Below are 4,026 nucleotides of genomic sequence, written 5' to 3' on the forward strand. Positions count from 1 at the left end.
ACAATTTTTCTTAGGAACAGGATCATATCCAGTACCGCCCCATGGGTTACAACTTATTATCCTTTTTATGCCTAAAAACAAGCCATACAATAAGCCATGCTCTTTTAATGCTTCAATCATATAGGAGGAACAGGTTGGCTCAAATCTACAGGAAGCAGGAGTTAATGGCGATATCACAAGTTGGTAAAAACGAACAAGTACTAACAAGGGAAAAATTAGAATTTTTTTCAGCATTTGTTTTCGTTTTACATTAAAAGCTAGACCGTGAAGGTCGTTCCTTCTTTTCCGTCTTTTAACTGAATTCCGATTGCTATCAATTGGTCTCTAATTTGGTCAGATAAAGCAAAATTCTTGTCAGCACGTGCTTGATTGCGCATACCAATTAGCATGTTAATCGTTCCTTCAAGCTTATTAGAATTCCCGTCAACAGTTTTATCATCTTCAAGTCCAAGCACATCAAACACAAAGGCGTTCATTGTCGTGGTCAGTATTTCAAGATCATGAGCTGTTACAGTCTCTTTATTATCATTTATAAGGTTGATGAATCGGACACCTTCAAACAAGTTCGCAATCAAAATAGGAGAGTTGAAATCGTCATTCATAGCATCATAACAACTTTGCTTCCAGTCTTGGATTGCTAACGAACTAACAGCGCTACTTTGTATGGTTTTAAGCGTATCTACTGCTTCCATTAAGCGTTTGTATCCTTTTTCAGCAGCGACAATAGCATCATCAGAGAAATCTAAAATACTGCGGTAATGTGCCTGTAGCATAAAAAATCGAGCCACTGATGCTGAAAATGCTTTACTAAGAATGCTGTTTTCGCCTGTCAGGATTTCTCTTGGTAGAATATTGTTACCTGTAGACTTCGCCATTTTCTTTCCGTTTAAGGTCAGCATATTGGCGTGCATCCAGTAATTAACGGGGGTTTGTCCCGTGCAAGCTTCATTTTGAGCAATTTCACACTCATGATGGGGAAATTTTAAATCCATTCCACCGCCGTGAATATCAAAATGATTGCCTAAATATTTAGTACTCATCGCTGTGCATTCCAAGTGCCATCCCGGAAAACCATCGCTCCAAGGCGAAGGCCATCGCATAATATGCTGTGGCTCTGCTTTTTTCCATAAGGCAAAATCTTGTGGATTTCTCTTGTCGGATTGGCCATCAAGATCTCGAGTATTGGCAAGCATGTCTTCAATATTACGACCACTTAAGCGTCCGTAATGATTGGTTTTATTGAATTTTACTACGTCAAAATAAACAGAACCATTCGCTTCGTATCCAATTCCGGAATCGATTATTTTTTTGATGATTTCAATTTGCTCCACGATATGTCCTGTCGCTGTTGGCTCAATACTTGGTGGTAAAAAATTAAATGCTTTAAGGATATCATGAAAATCAATAGTGTAGCGTTGTACGACTTCCATTGGTTCTAGCTGTTCTAAACGCGCTTTTTTTGCAATTTTATCTTCGCCTTCATCTACATCGTCTACAATATGTCCAACATCTGTAATGTTTCTCACATAGCGTACTTTGTACTCTAAATGCAATAAGTACCTAAATATGACATCAAATGACATAAAGGTTCTAACATTTCCTAAGTGGACATTGCTGTAAACAGTAGGTCCGCAAACATACATACCAATGTTTCCTTCGTTTATAGGTACAAATGTTTCTTTCTCTCCCGAAAGCGAATTGTATATTTTCAGTTTTTGACTTGAGTATAAAGGCATGTGTTTTTTTTAGGAGCTAATCCTGCTTTTCGTTACAATCTTTTTAATCGCCGTGGCGAATAAAAAGGATTTTCACTGCAATCAGGGCTAGGTGATTACGAAATTAATCAAATAAGGTTCTTAATCTAGAATTTTGTATCTAACTTAATGTAGTCTAAAAATTCTCTTCGAGCTTGTGGCTCTTTAAATTTTCCACCAAATTCAGAGGTTACAGTACTACTTTCAATATCACTTATTCCTCTTGAATTTACACAAAGGTGCTTAGCATCAATAACACAAGCAACATCTTCTGTTCCTAACGCTCTTTGTAGTTCCTGAACAATTTGCATTGTTAAACGTTCCTGTACTTGTGGTCTTTTTGAATAATATTCTACGATACGATTCATTTTAGAAAGTCCAATAACTCTTCCGTTCGAGATGTAAGCAACATGTGCTCTTCCTATAATCGGTAAAAGGTGGTGTTCACAAGTAGAATACAAAGTGATGTTTTTTTCAACTAACATCTCTCCATATTTGTAATTGTTATCAAATGTAGATGCCTTTGGTTTTCTTTCAGGATTTAGTCCCCCAAAGATCTCCTTTACGAACATTTTAGCTACACGGTTAGGTGTGCCCTTCATGCTATCATCCGTTAAATCCATTCCTAAAGTTAAAAGAATGTTTTCAACGTCTTTTTTTATTTTTTCAATTTTTTCATCATCAGTAATGTCAAATGCATCTTCTCTTACTGGGTTATTTGCACTAGATGCGATGTGGTCGTCACCCATTTCATCTTGTAATTCTTCCTTATTTATCATTAAAAAAAGCTATTATTATGTGTATAATTTTCGAGCGTAAAGATAATTAATAAAAACCAAACATTTTCTAAAGGTTTTACTAATTAATCAACTCGATTTAAGGTGTGGTATAATTCTTTTTTTCTGTGTGTATCTGTCCAAAAAACGCAAGGCAGTAACTTTTATTCGTTACTGCCTTGAGTTGTGTCTATTACCTTTGGTTTCTATGCTTTTAAAGCACCTCGTGTCTATAAAAATTATTTAGCGTTATAGACTTTGATTGCTTCTTTTAAAATTTGAACGGCTTTTATTAAGTCTTCTTTTTTCAAAACATAAGCAATACGTACTTGATTAAGTCCTATACCTGGTGTTGAGTAAAATCCTGCTGCAGGAGCTACCATTACAGTTTCTCCATTAAAATCGAAACTTTCTAATAACCATTGTGCAAAAGTATCTGCATTGTCAATAGGTAGCTCAGCAATACAGTAAAAAGCCCCTTTCGGATTGGCTACTTTTACACCTTCGATTTTGTTTAACTCCGTAACCAAAGTGTCTCTGCGCTCTCTATATTCAGAAATCACTTCATCAAAATAACTTTGCGGTGTGTCAAGTGCTGCTTCAGCGGCTACTTGAGCAAAAGTTGGAGGGCTTAAGCGAGCTTGTGCAAATTTCATTGCAGTTGCCATTAATTCTTTGTTTTTAGAAACAATGCAGCCAATTCGTGCGCCACACATGCTGTATCTTTTAGAAACCGAATCAATCATGATTGCGTTTTCTTCCAATCCAGGTATATTCATAACCGAGTAATGCACGTCGCCATCATAAGTAAACTCTCTATAAACCTCATCAGCAATTAGGAATAAATCGTGTTTTTTAACAAGATCAGCTAATTGCATCATTTCTTCTTTCGAATACAAATAACCGGTTGGGTTACCTGGATTACATATTAAGATTGCCTTTGTTTTTGAAGTAATTAATTTTTCGAAGTCAGCAATAGGAGGTAGCGAAAAACCAGTATCTATCGATGAAATAACAGGTACTACTGTAACGCCTGATGCAGTCGAAAAACCATTGTAATTTGCATAAAATGGCTCTGGAATAATAATTTCATCGCCTTGATCCATCGTGCTTCCCATAGCAAAAAGCAATGCTTCTGAACCACCAGTTGAAATGATAATATCTTCTGAATTAATAGGTAATCCAGTTGATTTATAAAACTGAGAAAGTTTGTTTCTATAGCTTTCAAAACCAGCAGAGTGGCTGTATTCTAATATGGTTATGTCAATATTTTTGACTGCTTCCATAGCAACTTCGGGTGTTTTAATATCCGGTTGTCCTATGTTTAGATGATATACTTTGTTACCTTTTTTCTTAGCAATTTCTGAAAAAGGTACTAATTTACGGATCGGTGACTCCGGCATTTGAGCACCTTTAATTGATATTTTTGGCATAGCTTTATATTATTGAATTGCAAATTTGCGATTTTTTTCTCGAATTATCGGTTGTACAAGCCT

The 4,026-nt window shown here is 35.9% G+C and carries 4 protein-coding genes; all 4 read right to left on the reverse strand.

All coding sequences use genetic code 11. The features are described from left to right. On the reverse strand, positions 1 to 234 hold a 234-nt coding region (yidD, locus tag P8M54_RS09310), incomplete at its 3' end, for a membrane protein insertion efficiency factor YidD (protein ID WP_300287533.1). 23 nt (positions 235 to 257) lie between these two features. Beyond that, positions 258 to 1,736, reverse strand: a complete 1,479-nt coding sequence (gene cysS, locus P8M54_RS09315) for a cysteine--tRNA ligase (protein ID WP_300287535.1) — start codon at positions 1,734 to 1,736, stop codon at positions 258 to 260. A 125-nt stretch (positions 1,737 to 1,861) separates the two neighbouring features. Further along, on the reverse strand, positions 1,862 to 2,533 hold the full coding sequence (gene folE, locus P8M54_RS09320; RefSeq protein WP_300287537.1) for a GTP cyclohydrolase I FolE: 672 nt from the start codon (positions 2,531 to 2,533) through the stop codon (positions 1,862 to 1,864). A 236-nt stretch (positions 2,534 to 2,769) separates the two neighbouring features. Continuing rightward, positions 2,770 to 3,963: a pyridoxal phosphate-dependent aminotransferase gene (locus tag P8M54_RS09325; RefSeq protein WP_300287539.1), complete on the reverse strand. Its 1,194-nt coding sequence runs from the start codon at positions 3,961 to 3,963 to the stop codon at positions 2,770 to 2,772. Between the last annotated feature and the right edge of the window lie 63 nt (positions 3,964 to 4,026).

Source organism: Flavobacterium sp. (assembly GCF_029242675.1).
Classification (GTDB): Bacteria; Bacteroidota; Bacteroidia; order Flavobacteriales; family Flavobacteriaceae; genus Flavobacterium.

Excerpts from the sequence above, each read along its gene's own strand:
- P8M54_RS09325 (WP_300287539.1), bottom strand. The coding sequence starts at position 3,963 with ATGCCAAAAATATCAATTAAAGGTGCTCAAATGCCGGAGTCACCGATC.
- cysS (WP_300287535.1), bottom strand. The coding sequence starts at position 1,736 with ATGCCTTTATACTCAAGTCAAAAACTGAAAATATACAATTCGCTTTCG.
- folE (WP_300287537.1), bottom strand. The coding sequence starts at position 2,533 with ATGATAAATAAGGAAGAATTACAAGATGAAATGGGTGACGACCACATC.